At 62.8% G+C, this 25,077-nt stretch carries 18 protein-coding genes; 8 read left to right on the plus strand and 10 right to left on the minus strand.

What is annotated here, in order from left to right:
• The first annotated feature begins 6 nt into the window (after positions 1–6).
• The 3 genes from JV241A_RS05375 to JV241A_RS05385 all read left to right on the plus strand — a co-directional run bounded on the left by JV241A_RS05375 (position 7) and on the right by JV241A_RS05385 (position 4,902).
• On the plus strand, positions 7–3,168 hold the full coding sequence (locus JV241A_RS05375) for a CusA/CzcA family heavy metal efflux RND transporter (protein WP_134061521.1): 3,162 nt from the start codon (positions 7–9) through the stop codon (positions 3,166–3,168).
• A gap of 100 nt (positions 3,169–3,268) precedes the next feature.
• The gene (locus JV241A_RS05380) at positions 3,269–4,597 is read left to right on the plus strand and encodes an OprD family porin (RefSeq protein WP_115085579.1); all 1,329 of its coding nucleotides are present in this window, start codon (positions 3,269–3,271) and stop codon (positions 4,595–4,597) included.
• 98 nt (positions 4,598–4,695) lie between these two features.
• Positions 4,696–4,902 carry a hypothetical protein gene (locus JV241A_RS05385; protein ID WP_115085580.1) on the plus strand — a complete coding sequence of 69 codons (207 nt, stop codon included), beginning with the start codon at positions 4,696–4,698 and terminating at the stop codon, positions 4,900–4,902.
• Between the two features lie 70 nt (positions 4,903–4,972).
• Here the strand turns inward: JV241A_RS05385 and cmoB are convergent, their stop codons facing one another.
• From cmoB to JV241A_RS05420, 7 genes are all read right to left on the minus strand, one after another.
• Positions 4,973–5,929 carry a tRNA 5-methoxyuridine(34)/uridine 5-oxyacetic acid(34) synthase CmoB gene (cmoB, locus tag JV241A_RS05390; protein WP_115085581.1) on the minus strand — a complete coding sequence of 319 codons (957 nt, stop codon included), beginning with the start codon at positions 5,927–5,929 and terminating at the stop codon, positions 4,973–4,975.
• Positions 5,926–6,669: a carboxy-S-adenosyl-L-methionine synthase CmoA gene (gene cmoA / locus JV241A_RS05395; RefSeq protein ID WP_115085582.1), complete on the minus strand. Its 744-nt coding sequence runs from the start codon at positions 6,667–6,669 to the stop codon at positions 5,926–5,928. Before cmoA ends, cmoB begins: the two co-directional genes overlap by 4 nt.
• 85 nt (positions 6,670–6,754) lie before the next feature.
• Positions 6,755–7,147, minus strand: a complete 393-nt coding sequence (locus tag JV241A_RS05400) for a protease inhibitor I42 family protein (protein ID WP_115085583.1) — start codon at positions 7,145–7,147, stop codon at positions 6,755–6,757.
• Positions 7,148–7,338: 191 nt separating this feature from the next.
• Entirely contained in the window at positions 7,339–9,759 is a 2,421-nt protein-coding gene (gene lon, locus JV241A_RS05405; protein WP_134061522.1) for an endopeptidase La, read from the minus strand.
• Positions 9,760–9,894: 135 nt separating this feature from the next.
• Complete coding sequence (locus JV241A_RS05410; protein WP_115085585.1) at positions 9,895–12,303, minus strand: glucose/quinate/shikimate family membrane-bound PQQ-dependent dehydrogenase; 2,409 nt, start codon at positions 12,301–12,303, stop codon at positions 9,895–9,897.
• Between the two features lie 30 nt (positions 12,304–12,333).
• Positions 12,334–13,692, minus strand: a complete 1,359-nt coding sequence (locus JV241A_RS05415) for a carbohydrate porin (protein WP_134061523.1) — start codon at positions 13,690–13,692, stop codon at positions 12,334–12,336.
• A 319-nt stretch (positions 13,693–14,011) separates the two neighbouring features.
• Positions 14,012–16,072: a TonB-dependent receptor gene (locus JV241A_RS05420; RefSeq protein WP_134061524.1), complete on the minus strand. Its 2,061-nt coding sequence runs from the start codon at positions 16,070–16,072 to the stop codon at positions 14,012–14,014.
• A gap of 197 nt (positions 16,073–16,269) precedes the next feature.
• Here JV241A_RS05420 and JV241A_RS05425 point away from each other — a divergent pair, with 197 nt between their 5' ends.
• Both JV241A_RS05425 and JV241A_RS05430 read left to right on the plus strand, forming a co-directional pair.
• Entirely contained in the window at positions 16,270–16,491 is a 222-nt protein-coding gene (locus JV241A_RS05425; protein ID WP_045197670.1) for a VF530 family protein, read from the plus strand.
• 4 nt (positions 16,492–16,495) lie between these two features.
• Complete coding sequence (locus JV241A_RS05430) at positions 16,496–17,149, plus strand: Pr6Pr family membrane protein (protein ID WP_115085588.1); 654 nt, start codon at positions 16,496–16,498, stop codon at positions 17,147–17,149.
• A 9-nt stretch (positions 17,150–17,158) separates the two neighbouring features.
• Here the strand turns inward: JV241A_RS05430 and JV241A_RS05435 are convergent, their stop codons facing one another.
• The gene (locus tag JV241A_RS05435) at positions 17,159–17,926 is read right to left on the minus strand and encodes a siderophore-interacting protein (RefSeq protein ID WP_134061525.1); all 768 of its coding nucleotides are present in this window, start codon (positions 17,924–17,926) and stop codon (positions 17,159–17,161) included.
• Positions 17,923–18,492, minus strand: coding sequence for a PadR family transcriptional regulator (locus tag JV241A_RS05440; RefSeq protein ID WP_134061526.1), 570 nt, complete (start codon positions 18,490–18,492; stop codon positions 17,923–17,925). Before JV241A_RS05440 ends, JV241A_RS05435 begins: the two co-directional genes overlap by 4 nt.
• Positions 18,493–18,717: 225 nt before the next feature.
• Here JV241A_RS05440 and JV241A_RS05445 point away from each other — a divergent pair, with 225 nt between their 5' ends.
• Positions 18,718–19,212 carry a C40 family peptidase gene (locus tag JV241A_RS05445; RefSeq protein ID WP_115085591.1) on the plus strand — a complete coding sequence of 165 codons (495 nt, stop codon included), beginning with the start codon at positions 18,718–18,720 and terminating at the stop codon, positions 19,210–19,212.
• On the opposite strand, the gene JV241A_RS05450 is transcribed toward JV241A_RS05445, so the two are convergent.
• Positions 19,209–22,334: a transglycosylase domain-containing protein gene (locus tag JV241A_RS05450; RefSeq protein ID WP_134061527.1), complete on the minus strand. Its 3,126-nt coding sequence runs from the start codon at positions 22,332–22,334 to the stop codon at positions 19,209–19,211. The two genes, JV241A_RS05445 and JV241A_RS05450, sit on opposite strands and share 4 nt — an antisense overlap.
• Before the next feature lie 437 nt (positions 22,335–22,771).
• Here JV241A_RS05450 and JV241A_RS05455 point away from each other — a divergent pair, with 437 nt between their 5' ends.
• Together JV241A_RS05455 and JV241A_RS05460 are read left to right on the plus strand one after the other, a co-directional pair.
• A complete protein-coding gene (locus JV241A_RS05455; RefSeq protein ID WP_115085593.1) occupies positions 22,772–24,193 on the plus strand; it encodes an amino acid permease in 1,422 nt (473 codons plus the stop codon).
• 243 nt (positions 24,194–24,436) lie between these two features.
• Positions 24,437–25,027, plus strand: coding sequence for a hypothetical protein (locus JV241A_RS05460; RefSeq protein ID WP_134061528.1), 591 nt, complete (start codon positions 24,437–24,439; stop codon positions 25,025–25,027).
• Positions 25,028–25,077: the final 50 nt, after the last annotated feature.

The raw sequence follows: 25,077 nt of genomic DNA on the forward strand, positions 1-25,077 counted from the left end.
CCTCACATGTTCGAACGCCTCATACAATTTGCCATCGAGCAGCGCCTGATGGTGCTGCTGGCGGTGCTGCTGATGGCCGGTCTGGGGGTTGCCAGCTATCAGAAGCTGCCGATCGATGCCGTGCCGGACATCACCAACGTCCAGGTGCAGATCAACACCCAGGCCGCGGGCTTTTCGCCGCTGGAAACCGAGCAACGCATCACCTTCGCCATCGAAACCGCGATGGCCGGCCTGCCGGGGCTGGAACAGACCCGTTCGTTGTCGCGTTCGGGGCTGTCGCAGGTGACGGTGATCTTCGAGGAGGGCACCGACCTGTTCTTCGCCCGGCAACTGGTCAACGAGCGCCTGCAGCAGGCGCGTGAACAATTGCCGGAAGGCGTTGAAGCGGCCATGGGCCCGATCTCGACCGGCCTTGGCGAGATCTTCCTGTGGACCGTCGAAGCTGCCGACGATGCGCGCAAGGCCGATGGCAGCCCCTACACGCCGACCGACCTGCGCGAGATCCAGGACTGGATCATCAAGCCGCAACTGCGCAATGTGCGTGGGGTGGCGGAGATCAACACCATCGGTGGTTTCGCCAAGGAGTATCAGATTGCGCCAGACCCCAAACGGCTGGCGTCCTATAAGCTGACCCTGGGCGACCTGCTCACCGCTCTTGAGCGCAACAACGCCAACGTTGGTGCCGGCTACATCGAGCGTCGCGGCGAGCAGTTGTTAATTCGCGCACCGGGGCAACTGGCCGGCATCGATGACATCGCCAATATCGTCCTGGCCAACGTCGACGGCACGCCGATCCGTGTGCGCAACGTCGCCGAAGTCGGTATCGGGCGTGAACTGCGCAGCGGCGCGGCAACCGAGAACGGCCGCGAAGTGGTGCTGGGCACGGTGTTCATGCTGATCGGCGAAAACAGCCGCACGGTGTCCCAGGCGGTGGCGCAAAAGCTGGTGGAGATCAACCGCTCGCTGCCTGAAGGGGTGAGTGCGGTGACCGTCTACGACCGTACCAACCTGGTTGACAAGGCCATTGCCACGGTGAAGAAGAACCTGATCGAAGGCGCGATCCTGGTCATCGTCATTCTGTTCCTGTTCCTTGGCAACATTCGCGCAGCGCTGATCACCGCCATGGTCATTCCGCTGTCGATGCTGTTTACCTTCACCGGCATGTTCGGCAACAAGGTCAGTGCCAACCTGATGAGCCTGGGCGCGCTGGACTTCGGCATCATCGTCGATGGCGCGGTGGTGATTGTCGAAAATGCAATCAGGCGCCTAGCCCATGCCCAGCAGCATCACGGCCGCCTGTTGACTCGTTCCGAACGCCTGCACGAAGTGTTCAATGCCGCCCGCGAAGCACGCCGGCCGCTGATTTTCGGCCAGTTGATCATCATGGTGGTGTACCTGCCGATCTTTGCCCTGAGCGGGGTCGAGGGCAAGATGTTCCACCCGATGGCGTTTACCGTGGTGATCGCCTTGCTCGGTGCCATGCTGCTGTCGGTGACCTTCGTGCCAGCGGCCATTGCCCTGTTCGTGACCGGCAAGGTCAAGGAAGACGAGAACCTGTTGATGCGCAGCGCCAAGCGCGGCTATGCGCCGTTGCTCAAGTGGGTCATGGGCCATCGCCCGCTGGCGTTTTCCCTCGCCGCGCTCACCGTGTTGCTCTCGGGCGTGCTGGCCAGCCGCATGGGTAGCGAGTTCGTGCCGAGCCTCAGCGAAGGCGACTTTGCCCTGCAGGCCCTGCGCGTGCCCGGCACCAGCCTGAGCCAGTCGGTACAGTTGCAGCAGCGCCTGGAGCAGAGCGTGCTCAGTCAGGTGCCGGAAGTAGAGCGCGTATTCGCCCGCACCGGTACCGCGGAGATCGCCTCGGACCCGATGCCGCCGAACATTTCCGACAGCTATGTAATGCTCAAACCACAAGACCAGTGGCCCGACCCGAGCAAGAGTCGCGAACAGCTGATTGCCGACATCCAGCGCGCCAGCGCGCGGGTGCCGGGTAGTAACTATGAACTGTCGCAGCCGATCCAGTTGCGCTTCAACGAGCTGATCTCCGGGGTGCGCAGTGATGTCGCGGTGAAGGTTTTCGGTGATGACATGGCCGTGCTCAACAGCACCGCGGCGAAGATCGCCAGTACCTTGCAGGCGGTGCCGGGGGCGTCGGAGGTGAAGGTCGAGCAGACCTCGGGGTTGCCGGTGCTGACCATTGACGTCGACCGCGACAAAGCGGCGCGCTATGGCCTCAATGTCGGTGACGTGCAGGACACCATTGCCGTGGCCGTGGGTGGTCGTCAGGCCGGTACCCTGTATGAGGGGGATCGGCGCTTCGACATGGTGGTGCGCCTGTCCGACACCCTGCGCACCGATATCGACGGCCTGTCGCAGTTGCTGATACCGGTGCCGGCCAGCAGCGGCAGCGGTGGCCAGATCGGCTTTATCACCCTTGCGGATGTGGCCAGCCTGGACTTGGTGCAGGGCCCCAACCAGGTCAGCCGCGAGGACGGCAAGCGCCTGGTGGTGGTCAGCGCCAACGTGCGCGGCCGGGATATCGGCTCGTTCGTTGACGAGGCGGCGGCGCGCATCGATAGCCAGGTGAACATCCCGGCCGGTTACTGGACCCGCTGGGGCGGCCAGTTCGAGCAGTTGCAGTCGGCGGCGCAGCGTCTGCAGGTGGTGGTGCCGGTGGCCTTGCTGCTGGTCTTTGGCCTGTTGTTCATGATGTTCAACAACCTCAAGGACGGACTGCTGGTGTTCACCGGTATTCCCTTCGCCCTGACCGGCGGGGTGGTGGCGCTGTGGCTACGGGATATCCCTCTGTCGATCTCGGCAGGCGTGGGTTTTATTGCCTTGTCCGGGGTCGCGGTGCTCAACGGTCTGGTGATGATTGCCTTTATCCGCGGCCTGCGCGAGCAGGGTCGTTCGCTGAATCAGGCCATCGACGAAGGCGCACTGACGCGCTTGCGGCCCGTGCTGATGACCGCGCTGGTCGCCTCCCTGGGCTTTATCCCCATGGCCCTGGCCACCGGCACCGGCGCCGAAGTGCAGCGGCCGCTGGCCACCGTGGTGATTGGCGGCATTCTCTCGTCCACGGCGCTGACCCTGCTGGTATTGCCCGCGTTGTATTACTGGGCTCACCGCAAAGACGAGGAAGAGGTCGTATCCGAGGTGACGAAACTGTAATTCGCCGCTCATCTTCGGGTTATTCAGCCCTTGTCAGGATACCCATGGCGCCCGCATCGCGGGCGCCTTGCGTATCTCTGCCAATAATCAGGAGTTGAAGATGGGGAATAAAACCACAGCCTGTTTTACCGGGGCCCTGGCCCTGGCCAGTTGCGCTACCGCCAATGCCGTCAGCCAGCCCGAGGGTGGCGGCTTTGTCGAAGACAGCAGCCTGACGGTGCTCAGCCGTAACTTCTATTTCAACCGCGACTACCGTAAAGGCGAACAGTCGCCCACCGGCAAGGCCGGCTACGCCGAAGCCTGGGCCCAGGCCTTTATCGCCCGTTTCGAGTCGGGTTATACCGAGGGCACCGTGGGTTTTGGCCTGGATGCCCACGCCATGCTCGCCCTCAAGCTCGACAGCGGCGATGGCCGCAGCGGCGGGCGCAGTTCGTTCGACATGCTGCCGGTGGACCGCAATGGCAATACCGCCAGCAACTTCAGCAAGCTGGGCGGCGCGATCAAGGCGCGCCTGTTCGATACCGAGCTGAAGTTTGGTGACGTGTTCCCGACCACCCCGGTGGTGCACTTCGGCGACTCGCGCCTGTTGCCGGAAAGTTTCACTGGCTGGACCCTGGAGAACACCAGCCTGGCAGGCCTGAAAGTCCAGGGCGGGCGCTTGCACGCCATGAGCCAGCCGCTGTCGAGCAACAACCGCGACGGCTTCGTGACCTTTTACGGCGGCCCCGTCGATTCGCCCTGGCTGGGCTATTTTGGCGGCGATTACCAGGCCAGCGACAACCTCAGCCTGAGCCTCTACAGCAGCCGTCTGAAGGACGCCTGGGATCAGTACTACGCCGGTGTCAGCTACAAGTACCCGATCACCGACGAGCTGACCGGCTTCACCAGCTTCAACTACTACAAGGCCAAGGATGAGGGCCAGCAATTGCTGGGCAAATTCGACAATGACATCTGGAGCGCCCGCGTCGGCGTGAGTTATGGCGCCCATACCCTGGCCCTGTCGCACCAGCGCAACCAGGGCGACAACGACTTTGACTACGTGCGCCAGTCCGACTCGATCTACCTCGACAACTCGATCCAGTACAGCGACTTCAACTCGCCGAAAGAACGCTCGTGGATGCTGCGCTACGACCTCGACATGACCGCTTATGGTGTGCCGGGCCTGTCGTTCATGAGCCGCTACGGGCGTGGTAGCGGCATCGATTATTCCGATGCCAATGGCGTGTACATGCGCCGCGATGCCGACGGCAACCCGCTGACCGGGCAGAAGCGCTGGGAGCGCGATATCGAGGCGAAGTACGTGGTGCAGTCCGGCAGCCTCAAGGATTTGTCGCTGCGCGTGCGTCAGGCCACGACCCGGGCCACGGCTTTCGAATCGGACCTGGATGAGGTGCGCCTGATTGTCGAGTACCCGCTGACCCTGCTGTAGGGCGAATCTTGCAGCACTGTAATGTCCGCCTCACCTTGGCGTTAGCTTGCCCTCCGTAAGATTGAACTGTCCTGAAATTCAATCACGAGGTGAGCAACATGAGCCTGAACAAGTATGTGCTGATGGCTGTATTGGCCCTGGGCAGTAGCGCGGCACTGGCCGAAGGCGGGGCGGAGCGTTCGAAGCAGTTCTGGGAAAACTTCCGCCTCAGCCAGGAACAGATTCACGGCAAGAAGGACCAGGCAGTGGCCAAGTCCGACGCGCAAAAACCTGACACGGCGAGCAGGCAGGTCGCCAAGGAGTAGCTCCATTCACCTTCGAAGCTCCCGCTCCAACGGAAAAGGTGAACTTTGGCGCCCTACGCGGGCGCCTGTTTTACTTGCGCGCCACCAGCACGGCGCGCCGTGGTGCCGGCAGGCCTTCGATGGTGCGGCTGTGGTCGTCGGGGTCGAGGAAGTCGCTGAGCGACTGGTAGCGCATCCATTCGGTGCTGCGCTGTTCTTCGACGCTGGTGGTGCTGACGTCGACGCAACGCACATCGCTGAAACCGGCACGGCGCAACCAGCGCTCAAGGGCCGGCACCGACGGCAGGAACCAGACGTTACGCATTTGTGCGTAGCGATCTTCCGGCACCAGTACCTGATTTTCGTCGCCTTCGATCACCAGGGTTTCCAGCACCAGTTCACCGCCCTTGACCAGGCAGTCCTTGAGCGCCAGCAGGTGCTCGATGGGCGAGCGGCGATGGTAGAACACGCCCATGGAAAATACCGTGTCGAAGCCTTCGAGGTTGGCCGGCAGGTCTTCCAGGGCGAAGGGCAGGTGCCAGGCCGGTAGCTCCGGCAGGTAGCGCTGCACGGCCTGGAACTGGCAGAAGAACAGCCAGTTGGGGTCGACACCGATGACACTGTCGGCACCGGCACCAAGCATGCGCCACTGGTAGTAGCCGTTGCCGCAACCGACATCCAGTACCCGCTTGCCCTTGAGGTCCAGGTGCGGGGCAACCCGCGACCACTTCCAGTCCGAGCGCCACTCGGTATCGACATGCACGCCGAACAGATCGAACGGGCCCTTGCGCCACGGCGACAGGCCCATCAACGCCTGCTGCATGCGCGCACGGGAGTCGTCATCGCAGTCGCAATCCAGATTGAGGCCGTTTTGCAGGTCAATGCGCGTGGGCGTCAGCGCTGGCAGGGCATCCAGCGCAGCCTGCCAGCGTTCCAGGTCGCCATGACCCTTTTCCATCTTGGCGTCGAGTTGCGCTTGCAGGCCTTGTGCCCATTGCGCCAGGGGAGTGCCCGCCAAGCGGCGGACCAGGGGGGACAGATCAATCATGGCAGGGCAATCAACGAGGCAAAGTTAAGGCATTGGAACCAGGGCACGACTTTCGAGAATCCGGCCGCCAGCAGGCGTTCGCGGTGTTCTTCGAGGCTGTCGGGCTTCATCACGTTCTCGATGGCGCTGCGCTTCTGGGCGATTTCCAGTTCGCTGTAGCCATTGGCCCGCTTGAAGGCCACATGCAGGTCGGTGAGCAGCGCGTGTTCCTCATCGTCAACGAAACGCAGCTTCTCCGAGAGGATCAGCGCGCCGCCCGGCAGCAGCGACTGGCGGATGCGCGTGAGCAGTTCGAGGCGCTGTTCGGGGGCGATGAACTGCAGGGTGAAGTTCATCGCCACCACCGAGGCCGGCTGGAATTGCAGGGCGAGGATATCGCCTTCGATCACCTCGACCGGCAGCAGCTCCTGGCACATCGAGTCCTGGGCGTTGAGGTACTGCCGGCAGCGCTCGACCATGGCCGCCGAGTTGTCGATGGCAATCACCCGGCAACCCTCGCTGCGCACATGCCGGCGCAGGGCCTGGGTCACGGCACCGAGCGAGCTGCCCAGGTCGTACAGGGCCGTGTCGGGCTGGGCGAACTGGGCGGCAAGCACGCCGAGGTTCTCGACGATGGTCGGGTAACCGGGGACCGAACGCTTGATCATGTCCGGGAACACCCGCACCACGTCTTCGTTGAAGACGAAGTCGGGCACCTGGCCAAGGGGCTGGGCGAATAGGCGGTCGGGTTCTTTGCTCACGGGGGCAATCCAGGCGTTGGGCGGTAAAGGGCCGGCATTTTAGCCAAACTGGCGGCAGGATGCATGGCCCGCTGACCAGCGCGGCCTACTTCACCGTGATTGCGCAGTCGAAGGTCTGCACCGGACGCACTTCCGGGGCCCAGGGCTGCTGGTAGACCAGCAGCAGATGGCCTTCGCCAGCGGCCTGGGCCTGGAAGCGCCACACCGATTGCCCGGCGCTGCCGACCACGCCGGCGTCTTCCGGGTGGCTGTAGACCTCGGGGCCGAGACTGCGCAGGATGCCGGTGGCTGGGTTTTGTACTAGCCAGCGATAACCGGTGCTGGGGTTGCTGGGCAGTGTCAGCGTGAGGTTCTGGCCCGTTTGCAGTTGCAGCGGGCAGTCGGCCTGTTTGTCCAGTTCGACGTTATGCACCGGTTTTTGTGCGCAGGCGGCAAGCAGGGCGAGGCTCAGGGGAACGAGCAGGCGGGCAGCAGTCATGAAAGCTCCGGATAGGCGACGATAGCGCAGCATAACCGAAGATGATCGCAGGGCAAGGGCCTGCATTGTCTGTGGGAGCGGGCTTGACCCGCGATGAGGCCGGTACAGCCAGCACTCCAGGTGAAGCCTGAATTGCGCCCGCTGCGCGCCCGATCGCGGGGCAAACCCGCTCCCACATCTATGGTCCGGGGTTAGAACAGCACCTTCGCCACATCACTGAAGCGCTTGGCAAAGTGCACGCTCAAACCCTCCTTGAGGTAATCCGGCAACTCTTCGAAATCACCCCGGTTGGCTTCCGGCAGGATCAGCTCGAAGATCTTCTGCCGCCGCGCCGCAATGACCTTCTCGCGCACCCCGCCGATCGGCAGGACCTTGCCGGTCAGGGTCAGTTCGCCGGTCATGGCCACGCCTTTCTTCGGTGCCTGGTCACGGGCCAGCGACAGCAATGCACTGGCCATGGTCACCCCGGCGCTGGGGCCGTCCTTGGGCGTGGCACCTTCCGGTACGTGCAGGTGAATGAAGGCCTCATTGAAGAAGCTCGGATCACCGCCGTATTGCTTGAGGTTGGCACTGACATAGCTGTAGGCGATTTCGGCGGACTCTTTCATCACCTCACCCAGCTGACCGGTCAGTTTGAAGCCGCGATTGAGGGTGTGGATGCGTGTCGCCTCGATCGGCAGGGTGGCGCCGCCCATGCTGGTCCAGGCAAGGCCGGTGATCACGCCCTTGCCGGAGAGCACCTGTTCGCTGCGAAACACTGGCATGCCCAGCGATGCTTCAAGGTCCTTGGGGCCGATCTTGATCTTTTTCTCGGGATCTTCGAGCAGTTGCACGACCGCCTTGCGTACCAGCTTGCCCAGCTGCTTTTCCAGCTGGCGCACACCGGCTTCGCGGGCATAACCTTCGATCACCGTGCGCAGGGCGCTGTCGCTGATGCTCAGGCTGGTCTTGGCCACACCGGCTTTGTGCAATTGCTTGGGCCACAGGTGGCGCTTGGCGATGGCCAGTTTTTCTTCAGTGATGTAGCCGGACAGGCGAATCACTTCCATACGGTCGAGCAACGGCCCGGGGATCGAGTCGAGGGTGTTGGCGGTGCACACGAACAGCACCTTGGACAGGTCCAGGCGCAGGTCCAGGTAGTGGTCGAGGAAGTCGACGTTCTGCTCGGGGTCGAGGGTTTCCAGCAGCGCCGAGGCCGGGTCGCCCTGGTAGCTCTGGCCCATCTTGTCGATCTCGTCGAGCATGATCACCGGGTTCATCACCTCGACATCCTTGAGTGCCTGCACCAGCTTGCCCGGCTGGGCGCCGATGTAGGTGCGGCGGTGGCCCTTGATCTCGGCCTCGTCGCGCATGCCGCCGACGCTGAAGCGGTAGAACGGCCGGCCCAGGGATTCGGCGATGGACTTGCCGATGCTGGTCTTGCCGACGCCCGGCGGGCCTACCAGCAGCACGATGGAGCCGCTGATCTCGCCTTTGTAGGCACCCACGGCGAGGAATTCGAGGATGCGTTCCTTGATGTCATCGAGGCCGGCGTGATGCTGGTCGAGCACTTTGCGCGCGTGCTTGAGGTCGAGCTTGTCCTTGCCGTAGACACCCCAGGGCAGGGCGGTGGCCCAGTCCAGGTAGTTGCGTGTGACGGCGTATTCCGGCGAACCGGTTTCGAGGATCGACAGCTTGCCCAGCTCCTCGTCGATGCGCTTTTTCGCGGCGGCGGGCAGGGTCTTGCCTTGCAGGCGCTGCTCGAACTGTTCGATGTCCGCGCTGCGGTCGTCCTTGGTCAGGCCCAGCTCCTGCTGGATGACCTTGAGCTGCTCCTTGAGGAAGAACTCGCGCTGGTGCTCGCCGATCTGCCGGTTCACCTCGGCAGAGATCTCGTTCTGCAGGTGCGCGACTTCGACCTCCTTGCGCAGCATCGGCAGGACCTTTTCCATGCGCTTGAGCATGGGCACGCAGTCGAGCACTTCCTGCAACTGGTTGCCGGTGGCCGAGGTCAGCGCGGCGGCAAAGTCGGTCAGGGGCGACGGATCGTTGGGGCTGAAGCGGTTGAGGTAGTTCTTCAGCTCTTCGCTGTACAGCGGGTTGAGCGGCAGCAGCTCCTTGATCGCATTGATCAGGGCCATTCCGTAGGCCTTGACCTCGTCGGTCGGCTCGCTCGGTTGATGCGGGTATTCGACCTCGACCAGGTACGGCGGGCGATGGTGCTTGAGCCAGGTACGGATGCGCACCCGGGTCAGGCCCTGGGCGACGAACTGCAGTTTGCCGTTCTCGCGGCTGGCGTGGTGCACCTTGACCAGGGTGCCGTACAGCGGCAGGGCCGAGGTGTCGAAATGACGGTGGTCTTCTGGCGGCGTGTCCATGAAGAACAGGGCCAGGGAGTGATGTGGGGTCTTGGCTACCAGATCCAGGGTTTCGGCCCAGGGTTCTTCATTGACGATCACCGGCAATACTTGCGCGGGGAAGAACGGGCGGTTGTGGATCGGGATGATATAGACCTTGTCGGGTAACTGCTGGCCCGGCAAGGCGAGGTTATGGCCGCTGTGTTCGGAGGCTTCGAGATGTTCGACTTCGGCGTCTTCCTCGGGATGTTCCGGTAGATCCTGCTGATCGCTCATGGCGCACCTGCTCAATGACTATGGTGCTTAGATGGGGCGGGTGGAGGAAAGATTCAAGCTTCAAGCTTCAAGCTACAAGCCGCAAGTGGGGGGCGCGGTGCTTGCAGCTTGAAGCTTGCAGCTAGCAGCTAAGGTCTACTCAGCCAATTTGTAAGCGATTACGTAATCACCCATCTTGGTGCCCAGCGAGCCGTGACCACCGGCGGTGACCAGCACGTACTGCTTGCCGTCCTTGCCGGTGTAGGTCATCGGCGTGGCCTGGCCACCGGCCGGCAGGCGCGATTTCCACAGCTCCTTGCCGGTGTTGGTGTCATAGGCACGCAGGTACTGGTCCAGGGTGCCGCTGAGGAAGCCCAGGCCGCCAGCGGTGACGATCGAGCCGCCCATGCTTGGCACGCCAATCGGCAGGCCGATCGGGATTGGCGAGCTGTCGCGGCTGGTGCCGTTCTTGTGCTTCCACACCACCTGGTTGGTGGTCAGGTCGATACCGGCCACGTAGCCCCAGGCTGGCGCCTGGCACGGTACGCCCAGTGGCGACATGAACGGGTGCATGATCACCGCGTACGGTGCGCCGGTGTTGGGTTGCACACCGCTGGTTTCGCTCTCGCGCTTGCTACCGGCGGCGACTTCGGCGCGCGGCACCATCTTCGAGACGAAAGCCATGTAGTTCGGGGTGGTGAACAGCAGTTGGCGAACCGGGTCGACCGAGACGCTGCCCCAGTTGAACACGCCGACGTTACCCGGATAGACCAGGCTGCCCTGCACCGACGGCGGGGTGTACTGGCCTTCGTAGCGCAGTTCGCGGAACTGGATGCGGCAGAGCATCTGGTCGAACGGGCTGGCGCCCCACATGGCCTGTTCGGTCAGGTCCGGGCCGAGCAGGTTGAGGTCCGAGCGGGCCTGGGTCGGCGCAGTACGGTCGCCTTCGACTGCACCTTGCGGTACCGGGATCTCGCGGATCGGCACGATCGGCGTACCGTCGCGACGGTCGAGCACGTACAGGCTGCCCTGTTTGGTCGGGGCGATCAGCGCAGGTTTCACGCCGTCGGCGGTTTTCAGGTCCAGCAGGGTTGGCTGGCTGCCGACGTCCATGTCCCACAGGTCGTGGTGGGTGAACTGGTAGTTCCAGCGTACCTTGCCGTTGGCCAGGTCCAGGGCGACGATGCCGGCGCTGTACTTCTCGGCGCCCGGGGTGCGGTCAGCGCCCCACTGGTCCGGGGTCTGGTTGCCCAGCGGCAGGAAGACCATGCCCAGTTTCTCGTCGACACTGGCCAGCGACCACATGTTCGCCGAGTTGCGGCTGTAGGTCTTGCCGGGTGCCAGCGGTGCGGTGTCGTCCGGGTTGTTGCTGTCCCAGTTCCACACCAGACGGCCGTCGTGCACGTCGTAGGCGCGGATCACGCCGGACGGCTCGTTGGTCGACTCGTTGTCGGTGACATGGCCGCCGATGATTACCAGTTCGCGGGTGATCGCTGCAGGCGAGGTGGAGTAGTAACCGCCAGCCGTGAACGGGCCGATGCCGGTGGTGAGGTCGATCACACCCTGGTTGCCGAAACCTTCACAGACCTTGCCGGTGTCGGCGTTCAGGGCGATCAGGCGGGCGTCGGCGGTCGGCAGGTAAAGGCGACGCGGGCAAGCGATGGCAACGGCCTGGCCGGCGTCGCTGATTTTCGGCGCCGGGCTGCCGTCGGCATTGACGTAGTTGTTCTCGTCGTAATACGACACGCCACGGCAGGTCATGTGGGCGAAGCCCTTGAAGCCCACCGGGCTCTTGATCTGCGGGTCGAAACGCCAGATTTCGGCACCGGTGTCCGGGTCCAGGGCCAGCACTTTGCTGTGGGCGGTACAGGCATACAGCTTGCCGTTGGCCTTCAGCGGGGTGTTCTGGTTGGTCAGCTCGACCGGGTCGTTGTCGGTTGGCAGGTCACCCGTGCGGATGCGCCAGGCTTCCTGCAGCTTGTGCACGTTCTGCGGGGTGATCTGGCGCAGCGGCGAATAGCGGTCGCCGAATTCGGTGCGACCATAGGCCTGCCACTCGCCATCCGGCATCTGTGGTGCAGTGCTGCTCATCTCGGCGCTTTCGCGGCCCAGCTCGCCCTTGATTTCACCTGGGTGGGTGAACTGGCTGGCCACTGCAGTGGCGCCGGACAGCACCACGGCCAGGCTCAGCAGGCCGGTGTTGACCTTGGACGGGTTGCCCAGCAGCGGGCGGCGCGCCCACGGCAGCAGCAACACCGCACCCAGGGCGAACCACAGGGCCAGGCGCGGTACCAGTTGCCACCAGTCCAGGCCCACTTCCCACAATGCCCACAGGGTGCTGCCCAGCAGCACCAGGCCGTACAGGCCCAGGGCGTTGCGGCGCAGGGCCAGCAGCAGGATGCCGGACAGGGCGAAGCCGATGCCGGCGATCAGGTAATACAGCGAACCGCCCAGCTGGCTCAGTTTGATACCGCCAGCCAGCAGGGCCAGGCCCATCAGCAACAACAGCACACCGATCAGTCGCGGCAGCCAGCGGGTTCTACTCAAGGCACCATCAGTGCTCATCGTGTGTTCTCCGTTAGGTGAAAAGGGTGGTTAGAAACTGCTCTGGATCTTGATCCCGCCGATCAGTGCGTCATCGACCTGGCTCACGCCACCGGGATGGCGGATGTACTGCAGGTTCGGGCGCACGGTCAGCCAGTCGGCCAAGTGGATGCCGTAATACAGCTCGGCGCTGTACTCGGTGTCCTGGATCGGACGGAACAGGGGATCGTTGTAGTCGCTGACGCCGCGAGCCTGATTGATGGCCTGGGCGTTCTTGCGGTAGGCAGGGTTGACGTGCACGCGTGCCAGGGCGAAACCGATGTCGTCCTTGGCGCGGGCATCGAAGGGCCCCTTGTACACCACACCTGCCTGAACATAGTTGTCGATGGCATTGGTCTTCTTGTCGTGCAGCGTGGCGTTGGCGAATACGCTCAACCCTCGCGAGTGGTCTGATGCCAGCGACGTCACCTGTTGCTGGGCACCGAGCCAGAAGCCGTGCTTGCTCGAACTGCTGCGGTAAGCCTGGCCGCTCAATGCTGCCGGTTGTTCGTTGCTGTCCTTGTAGACATCGCTTGCCTTGGCATTACTGTAGTAGTAACCGGCGCGATATTCCCCTTTCAGGCCATTCACAGCCGGGCTCCAGACCAGTTCGACCGGAATCACCGCGCCCTGGGTACCGCTGCCGCTGAGCTTGAATCCGTTGCCGCGATCGAGGTTGGAGGGGTTCTGCTCATAGGCGCCGATTTGCGCGTACAGCTCTGGGGTCAGGTTGTACTTGACCCGCAGGGCCCACTGGCTGACCGGCCAGTTGTACCAGATGTCACCTACCCAGTTGCCCACCTGCGAGCCGCAGAACGCCAGGTTCTGGAAGTCGCAGGGGAAGCTGTTGAAGTCCTCGCCCTGACCGAAGCGGCCGAATTTCACATCCAGCGCGCCGTCGAAGTATTTCTGCTTGATCCACATCTGGGTCAGCCGCCAGGTCTGGCCGCGGCCCCAGACTTCCTGGGCCGAGGTAAAGCCACCGACGCGTGGGTCATTGATGCGGTCGTTACTGATGTTGTTGCCGTGCCGTTCGGTGACGGTCAGCTGGAACTCGGCATCGTGCCAGCCAAGGATCTTCTGCAGGTCCAGGTGGGTGCCGAGGGCGAACTGGTCGCTGTAGCGCGCGGTCTTGTCGTCGTCATAACCGCCATGCAGGTTGGCGCCCATCTCGCCGGTGTAACCGAGGGTGAAGTCGTAGCCGCGTTCAGCCAGCTCCGTGCGGGTACCGCCCCAATCGCCAAGCATCCATGGCGAGTCGCTGGCGAACATCGCCGCGGCCTGGGCGCAGGGCGCGAGGCTGGCGATGGCCAGACCCGAAAGCAGTGTCCGGGTGGCGGGGGAAAAGCGGAAACGATCAATCTGAGGCATGAGATAGCGCTATCTTTTGATTATTGAAAAAACGGCAAGGCCACCGAGTTCCGAGGATCATCGGCGATAAAGCTGCAGGGAAATAAACTGAAGCGGTTCAGCTTGCGGCGGGGAGGATATAGCTGAACTTGTAAGAAAAAAAGTCAATTCAACGAGAGGCACCGTTGCCGGATCGGTAACAGTCCGGCTGAGGCAGGTGACACTGATCCCTTGTGGGAGCCGGCTTTGCCGGCGATGAGGCCGGCACAATCAGCACATCAGGCGCAGACCAATGCGACCAATCGCCGGCAAGGCCGGCTCCCTCGGGATGGGTGTTGGCTTAGAAGGTGGTACGCAGGCCAACCTCGACACTGCGCCCCGGCGCCGGGGCGATGTCACGCAGGATCGAGCTTGAGTAACGTACCGTCTGGTCGGTCAGGTTCTCACCACGGACGAAGGCCAGCCACTGGCTCTGGCCAATGTCGAAGCGGTAACCAACGCTGGCGCCGAGGGTGGTGTAGCCGTCGGTGCTGGTCTCGTTGGCCGGCTTTTTGTGCTGGGCACTGGCGTGTTGCACATCCACCCGTGCCTGCCAGCGGTCCAGTTCCCACAGCAGACCACTGTTCAGACGCAGCGGGGCGATGCGCGGCAGGTCTTCGCCAGTGTCGAGGTTCTTGGCCCGGGTGTAGTCGCCGGACAGTTCCAGAGCAAAGCTGCCGTAGCGGTTTTGCGCCAATTGCCAGCGATCCTGGGCCTCGATGCCGTAGAAGCGCGCGCGAACCCCGTGGTAGAGGTATTCGGGCACATCGCCGCCGTGGTCATGATCATGGTCGTGATCGTGCTCTTCATCGCCGTGACCATGGTCGTGGTCATGGCCTTCGCGCAGGTTGCCGCTGGCCAGCAGGCCGATGTAGTTGCGGAAATGACTGTAGAACACGCCGACGCTACCCTTGTGCGTGCCATTGTCGAAGCGCAAGGCCAGGTCGCTGGAGATGGCTTTCTCCTTGCTCAGGTTCGGATCGCCGACCTCGTAGGTGCCGGTGGCGACGTGGGCGCCGTTGGCGTACAACTCATAGAAGGTCGGTGCGCGCTCGGTGTAGCCCAGGGTCGCGGCCAGGGACCAGACCGGGGTCAGCTCGTAGACCGCGCCGGACGACAGGCTGGCCGCGGTGAAGCTGCTCGAACGATCGGCCTCGGCAAAGCGCTCGCTGCCCTTGCTGTCGGGTTCGACCCGGGTGTGCTCCAGGCGCCCGCCCAGGCTCAGGTTCAGGCGTTCGGTGGCTTGCCACTGCTCGAGCATGAACAGCGCCAGGCTGTTGGTGTCGGTCTGCGGCACAAAGGCTTCTTCGCCGAGGGCGGAGAACTCGTTGCGGCTGACCTGGGCGCCAATCACCCCTTCGACCGGCCCCAGCGGCTGGTGCCGGGCTTCGACCCGCGCCTCGTAACCCTTGTTCTTGAAGGTGGTATGCACTTCGCCGCTTTCAACCTCGCGGTGCTGGTAGTCGGTGTAGCCAAGGTCGACCTTCACCGAGCTGAACGGGCCGTCGAGGTCGCGCAGTTCCGAGGCGAAGCCGTAATGATCCTGTTGCATGTCCAGGCGCACGCCCGGTTCGGCCACCGAGCCGTAGTTGGAGTCATAGCGGCTGTAGGAAAGGCCGGCATAGCCATGATCCCAATGGTAGGAACCACCCAGCGCGCCGCCATCCTGGCGACCGTCGCTGTTCTCCAGGCGGTGTTTGCTGCCCGGTTCGTCGGCGTCGCGCACTTTCGAGCTGCGGGCGTAGCCGGGAATGCGCAGGTCATTGAACTGGCGGCTGTTGGCGTCCAGGTGCAAGGCGAAGCGGCCGTCACCGGCCTCCAGCTTGCCGGCGCTGCTGCGGGTGGTGTCGGCACCGCCATAGCGCAGTTCGCCCGCCCCGTGAATGCCGTCGATGGGCGAGGTCGGGATGCGGTTGTCGAAGCTGTTGACCACCCCGCCGATGGCGTTGCCGCCGTAGAGCAAGGCGGCCGGGCCGCGGACGATTTCGATGCGCTCGACGGTGGCCGGGTCCAGTGGCACGGCGTGGTCATAAGACAGCGAAGAGGCATCCAGGGCGCCGACACCGTTGCGCAGGATACGGATACGGTCGCCGTCCAGACCGCGGATCACCGGGCGGCTGGCACCGGGGCCGAACCAGGTCGAGGCGACGCCGGGCTGGTTGTTCAGGGTCTGGCCGAGGCTGCCTTTTTGTTGCAGGGCCAGGTTGTCGCCGTCGAGTACGGTGCTGGGCGCGGCCAGTTCGCTGTTGCCCAGCGGGTTGGCGGTGATCACCTGGGGTTGCAGCTCGACAGCCTGACTCAAGGGCGAGGCGAGCCAGAGCGCAGCGGCGAGGGGGGAGAGGCGCAGGGGTAAGTGACGCATGGAGGGAAGGGGTCCTTGGCAGTGTTATAGTATTGATACAATATAACATTACCATGAAAGATAAAACGCCCATGCGCTGGCTAGAGCCTTTGCCCACACTAGAATGTCTGTAAGCAGCACCTTGGATGCGAAAAGTCTGAAGACTTGCAGCCGTGCCTCGGCTAAGGTGCGCACCTTTCGTTGGCTGGAGCACAGGCATGACCGCCGCAAATCAAAACCCGCTGCATGGCGTGACCCTGGAGCAGATCCTTACCGCGCTGGTCGCGAAATACCAATGGGATGGCCTGGCTGAGCGCATCGATATCCGCTGCTTCAAGAGCGACCCGAGCATCAAGTCGAGCCTGACCTTCTTGCGCAAGACGCCCTGGGCCCGGGAAAAGGTCGAGCGCCTGTACCTGAAAATGCAACGCGGCCGCTGAGCCGGTGAGCCGGCGCAGGCTGTTCATCGCCCTGGCCGCGTGCCTGGGCTGGAGCGCGCTGGCAATCCAGATGTACCTGCTGTTGTTGGCGCGCTGGCAGGAACAGGCCAGCCTGCTGGGTGGCCTGGTGAGCTTGTTCAGTTTCTTCACCGTGCTCAGCAACACTTTGGTCGCCGTAGTGCTCAGTCACGCGGCATTCGGCCGGGACTCGCCGCTGCGGCGCTTCTTTCTCGCGCCCTGGGTCAGTTCCGGGATTGCCGCGAGCATCATCCTCGTGGGCCTTGCCTACAGCTTGTTACTGCGTCACCTGTGGCACCCGCAAGGCTGGCAATGGCTGGCGGACGAGCTGCTGCACGATGTCATGCCGCTGCTGTTCGTGGCCTATTGGTGGTGCTGTGTAGAGAAGGGCAGCCTGCGCTTCAGGCATCTGCTGGCCTGGCTGCTGTATCCGGCGGGGTATTTTGCCTACGCGCTGTTGCGCGGGCATGTGCTGGGCGCCTATCCCTATCCGTTCATCGACGTGGCCGAACTGGGCTACGGCCAGGTGCTGCTCAATGCGCTGGCGATTCTCGGTGGATTCGTCGCTATCGGCCTGCTGTTGCTTGGCCTCGATCATTGGCAGGGCGGGCGCCTGGCCAAGGCCAGGACGCAACCCTGAGGTAGCCGTTTATTCGTCGTGTGAATCGAGGTGCCAGTAGGCGGCGGCCTTGATCAGGTCTTCCTTGACGCCCTTGTCATCAATCAGCAGGCGCTTGGTCTTACGCATCAGCGACTTTTCCAGGGCTACCCAGGTATACAGCTGACCGCTTGGCAGGGGCAGGTCCTTCACCACTTCCAGCAGATCCTGCTGCTGACGCTGTACCCAGATCACCTCGACCTGCGCAGCACTGGCCAGTGGCTGTTGTTCCTGGGCATCCTCGATCTCGATCACTGCCACCACCTTGCGGCCCGTCGGCAGTTCTTCCAGGCGCCGGGCGATGGCCGGGATCGCGGTTTCGTCACCGATCAGCAGGTAGCTGTCGAAGATGTCCGGCACCACCAGCGAGGCTCGCGGGCCGGCAATGTTGAGCACCTGGCCGACCTGCGCCTGGGCCGCCCATGTGGAGGCAGGGCCGTCGCCGTGCAGGACAAAGTCGATATCCATCTCGCCGCCCGCCAGGTCGATGCGCCGCGGGGTGTATTCGCGCATGGTCGGGCGCAGGCCGTCGCGGCTGAAATCGAGGTTGTCGAGCACCGCCTGTTCTTCTGCCGAGCAGGCGAACATCAGCTTGACGTGGTCGTCGCTGCCAACGCTGGCAAAGCCTTGCAGCTCTGGCCCGCCGAGGGTGATGCGGCGCATGCGTGGGGTCAGGTCGGTAACCCGCAGCACGTTCAGGCGGCGGTGTTTGATCTCGTGGTTGACGCGGTGAATGGTGGCGTTTTCGCTAACAGTCATTCGGGTTGCTCCGGTGAGGTCGCAGTGGGCCCTGCGACGATGGCTTTGGCGGTGTCATTGAGCAGGGTACGAACCCGCTCGATTTCCGCCGGGTTCCAGCGCCCGCTGTGCATCTGCAGGGCGTGGCGCAAGTTGTGTACGGCCTCGTGGATCTCTGCCGGGCGGTCGTGGCCGCGCAGCGAGCGCTTGCTGACTTCGATGCGCATGCGTACCCCGTCCAGGGCAATGGCCTGGTCGGCCAGGGACTTCTGCCCGGCCGGGGTAATGCCGTAGAGGCGCTTGCTGCCTTGGGTCTGGCCGCTGATCAGCTCGGCTTCTTCAAGGAAATTAAGGGTCGGGTAGATCACCCCGGGGCTGGGGCTGTAGCTGCCATCGAAGAGGCTTTCGATCTGGCGGATCAGGTCGTAGCCGTGGCAGGGCTGTTCGGCCAGCATCGACAACAGCAGCAGCTTCAGGTCGCCGGGGGCAAACACGCGGGGGCCGCGGTCGCCACGTTCACGGCCGTGACGGCGTTCGAAGCCGTCATGCCGGTCGCCATGTTCGCGGTGGGGATGATGGTCACGCATGGGGGAATCTCCGTTTGCGTTAGATGTATCTTCAGATATTACTCAAGATATATCTTAAATCAAGCGTGAGAATAGGAATATTTCTCATGATGATCGTAGGAAGCGCTGAATTTGTGTAGGAATGCTTCAGGGTTTTCCTACAGATGCCTCGGATTGCCTTGATCTACACACACGGAAATCGCTCCTAAGATTCGCCACGTTTTCTTCACCTGTGAGTATTTCTCCGTGGCGCGTTCAATTTTTTTCATCGGCCTGCTCTGGGGGCTGTCATTTTTTGCCCAGGCCAGTTTCTCCGTGACCCATATCGCTCGTGAGCACACTGTGCGGCACGAACTGGAAGCCAACCTCGATCGTCTGGTCGAGCGCGCACACGAGCTGATCGGCGTGCCCTATCGCTGGGGCGGCATGTCGGTAAAGGGCGGGTTTGATTGCAGTGGGCTGCTGGTCTACCTGTTTCGCCACGAGGCCGATATCAGGATTCCGCGCACCACCGCGGGCATGCTCAAGTCCGGCGCCCGGACCATCAAGCAGAGCCAGCTAAAACGCGGAGACGCAGTATTTTTCAATCGCAATGGCCAGGGCCGGATCGGTCACGTCGGCCTGTACATCGGCGAAGGGCGCTTCATCCACGCCCCCCGCACCGGCAAGAACATCCGTATCGATTCCCTGAGCAACAGCTACTGGGCCAAAAGCTATACGACTGCCAAGCGCTTCCACTAGCGCTGCACCATCCGCGGTGGCTTGCACAGGGTGTGACTGCCCGGCTCCAGGTACGGCATCAGGATTGGCGCCATGCCCTTGAGCACCTGCACCGGCAGCGCCGAGGTAAAGCGGAAGGACTCCGCGGCACGGCCGGGGACGAAGGCGGTGAGGGTGCCGAAGTGGTTTTCTCCGAGGTAGAACACAAAGGTGGCGGTACGGTTCAGCGAGCGTGAGCCGATCAGCCGCCCGCCGGCGCCGAAGCTTTCGATGCGGTTGTCGCCGGTACCGGTCTTGCCGCCCATCACCAGCGGGCTGCCGTCGGCCAGTTTGAAGCTGCCCGACACTCGCCGCGCGGTACCGGCATCCACCACTTGCGAGAGGGCGCCGCGCAGGGCCCGGGCGACTTCCACCGAGAGCACTCGCTGGCCCAGGTCGGGGTCGCTGGTCAGACGGGTTTCGTAGGGTGTGTCGGCAGCAAAGTGCAGGGTGTCGATGCGCAGCACCGGCAGGCGTACGCCGTCGTTCTGGATAATCCCGATCAGTTCAGCCAGGGCTGCCGGACGGTCGCCGGAGCTGCCGATGGCGGTGGCCAGCGACGGTACCAGGTGGTCGAAGGGGTAGCCGACGCGTTTCCAGCGTTGATGAATATCGAGGAAGGCTTCGATTTCCACCAGGGTGCGGATGCGGCTGTCGCGCGCGCCCTTGTGGCGGCTCTTGAACAGCCAGCCGTAGACTTCCTGGCGTTCAAAATGGCCGGCCTGCGCCGCCTCCTGGAAGGTGGCGCTGGGGTGTTGCAGCAGATAGCCAAGCAGCCACAAATCCAGCGGATGCACCTTGGCGATAAAGCCCTGGTCGGGCAGGTCATAGGCGCCTGGCCGGTAAGCTTCGTACAGCTCTTGCAGGCGTTTCTCGGTGACGGTGTTCTGCTTGGTGGCCGGGCGTTTGTTCTCGACCCGGTCCTTTTTCAGGTGAGCCTGGACGAACGCATTGAAGGTGGCCTGGTCGGCTTCCGGAAACAGGTAACGGTGCACCGCGGCCAGGCGGATCGGTGTGACCCGCAGGCTGTCGAGGAAGGTGTCCAGGCGCTGTTGCGAGGTCTTGCGCTGGTATTTTTTCCAGAACCTGCGCATGTAATCGGTGCCTTCCTTGTCGGCAAAACGTGCCAGGTATTCCTGGCGGCGCGGTTCGGCATCGTCCTTGAGCAGGCTGGCGCTATTGCCCGGCTGCTGGTAGGTGCTGTAGCGCACCAGATCGCGCATCAGGCGAATGAACGGCAGGTTGATCGACTCGCGCAGGGCGTCCTTGAGGGTGGGGATGCGGCCGTTGTCTTCCTTGCGAAAGTTGTTGAATACATGCAGGCCGCCGCCGGTGAAGAAGGCTTCGCCGGGGCTGGCGGAGTACTTGCGCTCCAGCGCGGCGTTGAGCATGGCGCTGAGGTCGCGGTCCTTGTTCTGGACCAGGTAGTCGATGGCCCAGCGGGTGATGAAGTCCAGCTCGGCCACCTGGACTTTTTTCAGCTCGGCGGCCGGGGTAGCGGCGTACTTGTCGTGCAGTTCGGCGATTATTTCCAGGTAGCTGGTCAGTACCCGCAGCTTGGCGGTGGAGCCCAGTTCCAGTTTGCTGCCTTCGTTGATGTCGAAGGGCTGGTCGGTGCTGTCGGTTTGTACCCGCACCCTCGAGCCATCGGCGGTACGCTCCAGCAGGGTGAAGCTGTAACGCACCTGGGTGGTGCTGGTCGGGGTCAGCAAGCGTTCGCCAAACAGGCCCATTTTTTCTGCAAAGGCCGGGTCGGCGAGATTCTTCAGGTATTGGCTGACCTGGCCCTGCAAATCCGACTGCAGGGTGCTGGTGGCCGACAGGTCGAGACGGTCGAGGTCATACAACGGCCGGCCCAGCGCCGAAGACAGGCGGCTGCGGGCGACGCTGATGCCTTTGTTGGTAACGATCGGCTGAATGGTCGGCTGGGCCACCCAGTCGCGGTAGATGGCCGTGCTGGAGAGGGCCGCATCCGCCAGCGGCTTGTCGATGATGTTGCTGGCCGAGAGGATGCGGATGTGGCTGTCGGTCAGCAGCGCCAGTTCCGCACGCCCCTTGGACAAAAAGTGCGAGGGGCGGCGCTGGGCGATCATCAGCGACAGCACCTGGCGCAAGGCCAGGCCACGGGTGGCGAGGCTCGCGGGGTCGTTGTCGGTGGACGACAGGGCCTGGTTGACCTGGGCAAAATCAGCGCCATACCAGACGCGCAAACCCTCGGCCATGCCATGCACTTCGCCATGCCCGGGCACCGCCGACAGCGGTACGCTGTTGAGGTAGTCGCGCACGATACGCTGGCGTGTTTCCAGGGTCTGCGGGCCACCTTTATACGCGCGCACGCTGGCGGAAATCATCTGGCGGATCTTCTCGCTGCCCGAGGCGGTCAGGCCGTCGGGGGAATGCCGGTATTTTTCCAGTTGGGTCGCCAGGGTACTGCCGCCCGCCGACTGGCCGGGCAGGGCCAGGTACTTCGCCACCTGGGTATAGGCGGCCTTGGCAAAGCGCGGCCAGTCCACGGCGGGGTTGTTCAGCGGGTCGTTGGGGTCGAGCAGGTCGCGGTTTTCGATGAACAGCAGGCTGTGGACAATGACCGGCGGGATCGAGGCGAAGTCGGGGTACAGGTGCTGCGGGTAATGAAACTGGTACAGCGCATCGCCCTTGCAGTCGGTGATCGACAAGCCGGCCTGAATCTTTTCGGCGTAAGGAACGAAAAAGCCGTGATCGACGTAGTCCATCAGCGCAGGCGAAAAGTGCGTCTGCTCGTTGATCACGTAGTCGCGCTTCAGTAGGCGCGGCAGGAATTCACCCAGAGAGCTGTAGCCCAGACGCTTGTCGAACGGACCTTCACCCGGGTAGCGAATGGCATCGCTGGGGCCGGGCTGCATGGAGTAGCTGAGGGTCGCGGCGAACCGGCTGAACTCCCGGGATTGCAGGCGCGAGGTGTGTATTTCGGTAGTGACGGCGTAACCCAGGGCGATCAGGGCGATCAGCAGCACCAACCAGAACAGCCGCCACCAGAGATGGCGCTGGCGTGGGCTTTTCGGCAATGGGAGTTGTTCAGGGGGAGCTTCCGTACTGTTCGGTTCCGATTGCCACAATGCGCCCATAGTCTTCAGCCCGGCTACGTATTTTCGTCTTGCTTGCCTGAAGCTTAGACGGTGGCCGGGTTTGGTGAAAATTTTGTAGTCAGTTGCCGGGCATTTCCTAAAAACGTGTCAGAAATGCTCCTTTGGTGGAGCTTGAATTGCCCCGTTTTGGTGCTATGTTAGCCGCCCTGTTTCCTGCAGAGGCTAAAGCACGGGGAATGCCCCTCCGTAGAAGCGGATTTTGCCGAGAGTTCTCGCCAAATATCGCGCTTTATACAGTGAAATGTCCTGCAGGGGCCTTTCTATACTGCTCGCCCCTTTCGCTCTGCCGGTTTTGCACTGACGGCAGACGGGCCCGCTCACAAGGCGGTGCCCGGCGAGGCAACGCATCAAGCCCACCGGCGATGCCAGGCCTGCACGAATGGTCATATCCAATAACAAAATGAGGTTGTATTTCTATGCCAGTCGGCAACCACCCTTCTCATGGTGAGACCGCCCAGGGCGGCCCACTCAAGCGAGAACTCGGCGAACGCCACATTCGCCTGATGGCGCTGGGCGCCTGTATCGGTGTCGGCCTGTTCCTGGGTTCGGCCAAGGCCATCGAAATGGCCGGACCAGCCATCATGCTGTCCTACATCATTGGTGGCCTGGCGATCCTGGTGATCATGCGCGCCCTCGGCGAAATGGCCGTGCACAACCCGGTAGCCGGCTCCTTCAGCCGCTACGCTCAAGACTACCTCGGCCCGTTGGCGGGCTTTCTCACCGGCTGGAACTACTGGTTCCTGTGGCTGGTGACCTGCGTGGCGGAAATCACCGCGGTGGCCATTTACATGGGCATCTGGTTCCCCGAAGTGCCGCGCTGGATCTGGGCCCTGGCGGCCCTGGGCAGCATGGGCGCGATCAACCTGATCGCCGTCAAGGCCTTTGGTGAGTTCGAGTTCTGGTTCGCCCTGATCAAGATCGTCACCATCATTGCCATGGTCCTGGGTGGTATTGGCGTCATCGCTTTCGGCTTCGGTAACGATGGCGTGGCCATGGGCATCTCCAACCTCTGGAGCAACGGCGGCTTCATGCCCAATGGCGTGACCGGCGTGCTGATGTCGCTGCAGATGGTGATGTTCGCCTATCTGGGCGTCGAGATGATCGGCCTGACTGCCGGTGAAGCACGCAACCCGCAAAAGACCATTCCCCAGGCCATCGGCTCGGTGTTCTGGCGCATCCTGCTGTTCTACGTCGGCGCACTGTTCGTGATCCTGTCGATCTACCCGTGGAACGAAATCGGCAGCCAGGGCAGCCCGTTCGTGATGACCTTCGAGCGTCTGGGCATCAAGACCGCTGCCGGTATCATCAACTTCGTGGTGATCACTGCTGCGCTGTCGTCGTGCAACGGCGGTATCTTCAGCACCGGACGCATGCTCTACAGCCTGGCGCAGAACGGTCAGGCCCCGGCCACCTTCGCCCGCACCTCGAGCAACGGCGTGCCGCGTAATGCCCTGTTGCTGTCGATCGCAGCCTTGCTGCTGGGCGTGCTGGCCAACTACCTGGTACCGGAAAAAGTCTTCGTCTGGGTAACCGCCATCGCCACCTTCGGCGCGATCTGGACCTGGGTGATGATCCTCCTGGCCCAGCTGAAATTCCGCGCGGGCTTGAGCAACGCCGAGCGTGCCGCACTGAAATACCGCATGTGGCTGTGGCCGCTGAGCTCCTATCTGGCGCTGGCGTTCCTTATCCTGGTGGTCGGCCTGATGGCCTACTTCGAGGAAACCCGCGTGGCCCTGTACATCGGCCCGGCGTTCCTGGTGATGCTGACCGTGCTCTACTACGTGCTCAAGCTGTCGCCAAGCACCGTGGAGCAGCGCGCTGCAAGTTCAGTGTCCTGACCCTCTGGTTGTCATGAAAAAGCCCGTATCGATGGATACGGGCTTTTTTTTGGGGGTTCTTCACGGATTGCCGGGAAAGTCGTTGGCAGCCAACAGATCTTGCAGATGTATCTGCTGCACTGCGCGCTTGAGATTCTCTGGGGGATCTGGTGAAGAACAATTAAGTACCGCACCGGCGCAGTTGCAATCCCGAGAATCGCTGCGAAGGCAGTTACGCCTTCATGGACTCAGGAGAGCCGCAGCATGACCACCCATCGACAACGTTCGTTCATCGCCACACTCTCAACCCCCTCGGGCCGCTTTGGCTTTCTCGACCAGTTGCATTCGGTCTTCTACGCCGATCCGCAACGTACCTTCACCTGGACTGGCATCAGCATCCCCAGCGCCGGGCACATGCTCGGTCACGTGAACGAGAAGCTGACGTCGGAGCCCTTGAAGCTCTACGTGCGCTTCACTGAGGGCGGCTACATCTTGTACGTCAGGAGCAAGGCCCATTTCGGTAAATGCATTGGCTACAAAAATGGTTACTTCGGTGCATTCGACCCGAAAGAGCAATCGCCAGCCAAATTCGGCCTGGAAGCCGTGGGTGTTGCTGACGGCGCCAGCGGCCAAGAGATTCAACTGGACGGTGGCGCGATTCTCAGCCGTCTGATTTCCCTGGACACAGGCAAGCCCCTCGCTCTGCGCGAGCAAATGCTCAGCTATTACCGCAATAAAGCCTGGAGGAGCAGGCCGGTCACCTGTATTGCCGCCCATGGCGCCCAGGCAATGGACTTTCACGTCAACGTCCTGGAAACCAATAGCGCCTACCTGAGTCATCCGGACGAGATCTGAACAGGTGCGATTGATCTGCAATCCCGTCGAATACGCCTATCCTGCAAACT

This window comes from Pseudomonas sp. JV241A (assembly GCF_900275665.1).
GTDB lineage: Bacteria > Pseudomonadota > Gammaproteobacteria > Pseudomonadales > Pseudomonadaceae > Aquipseudomonas > Aquipseudomonas wadenswilerensis.